The 1,278-nt window shown below is 73.0% G+C and carries 2 protein-coding genes; both read left to right on the top strand.

Going from position 1 to position 1,278, the window contains the following annotated elements; translation table 11 throughout:
* Window positions 1–699 (top strand): AfsR/SARP family transcriptional regulator (locus H5J29_RS33130; protein ID WP_220188228.1); only part of this gene is annotated, 699 nt, incomplete at its 5' end.
* A gap of 52 nt (window positions 700–751) precedes the next feature.
* Window positions 752–1,278: CoA transferase (locus H5J29_RS33125; protein WP_181784823.1), on the top strand; the 527-nt coding region annotated here is incomplete at its 3' end.

Raw genomic sequence — 1,278 nt, 5'->3', positions numbered from 1 at the left:
TTCGGCGACCGGCCCACGATCACCGTGGCGGGCGTCGAGGCGCCGATCCGGCGGCTGAAGCTGGTGGAGCTCGCCGTCGACCTGGCCAACCACCCCGGGGGCCTGCCCCGCGCGGTGCTGCAGGACCGGCTGTTCCCCGAGGCGGACCGCCGCCGCAGCGGCAACCACTTCCGGCAGGTGCTGTTCAAGCTCCGGGAGCTGACCGGTCTGTCCCCGGATCGGCTCGACCAGGACCGGATCATGCTGCCGCCCGGCCAGGTGGTCTCCGACGACCGTCTGTTCGAGGAGCGCCTGGCCACGGGCCGCGGGCGGGCACCCGGCGAGTCGCGGGCGGTGCTCAAGTCCGCGCTCGACCTCGTGACCGGCCCGTTCCTGCCGTCCAGCGACCTGGAGTGGGTGGCCGACCGACGGCACTACCTCGACGTGCTGTTCTCCGAGTCGGTGATGGCACTGATCCGGGCGACCGCCGAGCGGGGCAAGGAAGGTGACCCGGGAGCCGATCCCGACGAGATCCTGGCGACCTGTCGGCGGCTGATCGCGGTCAACCCCTACAGCGTCGACGGATACGGATTGATGATCCGCACGCACCTGCGGTTGGGGAACCGGGCCGCCGCGGCGGCGGGCTACCGCCAGGCGGTCGTGGCGCTCGCCGAGATCGGCGTCGAGCCGCCCGTCGAGCTGGCCGTGCTGATCCGATAACGCGGGGATAACAGCAGCTCGGGAGGCTCGTCCCGTCGTCGGGAGGAGTCGCGTGACCGAGTCGCCGTTGGCCGGTGTCCGAGTGGTGGAACTGGCCCAGTACGTGTTCGTGCCGAGTGTCGGGGCCTTGCTGGCCGACCTGGGGGCGGACGTGGTCCGCATCGAGCATCCCACCCGACCGGACCCCTACCGCGGGCTGACCACCCAGGGGGCGGACAACTCCGACGGCGGACGCGCGGGCCGCTGGGCGCAGACGAACCGGGGGAAACGGAGCCTCGGCCTGGACGTCAAGAGCGCGGCCGGGCGGGAGGTGTTCGGCAGGGTCACCGCGGACGCGGACGTCCTGCTCACCAGCCTTCGTCTCGGGGCGCTGCGCAGGCTCGGAGCGACGGCGAAGGAGCTGATGGCGCGCAACCCGCGACTGGTCTACGCCCGCGGGGACGCCTACGGCCCCGCGGGACCCGAGGGCGACGCCCCGGGCTACGACATCACCGCTTTCTGGGCTCGGGGCGGCATCGGGGACCTGCTCACCGAACCCGGAGCCCCGATGCTGGCCCGCCAGCCCGCGGCCTTCGGCGA

Origin of the sequence: Pseudonocardia pini (genome assembly GCF_013870575.1) — a bacterium.
Taxonomy (GTDB): Bacteria; Actinomycetota; Actinomycetes; order Mycobacteriales; family Pseudonocardiaceae; genus Pseudonocardia; species Pseudonocardia pini.
The sequence above is the reverse complement of the archived record's forward strand: the minus strand, read 5'-3'. Positions and strand labels throughout refer to the sequence as shown.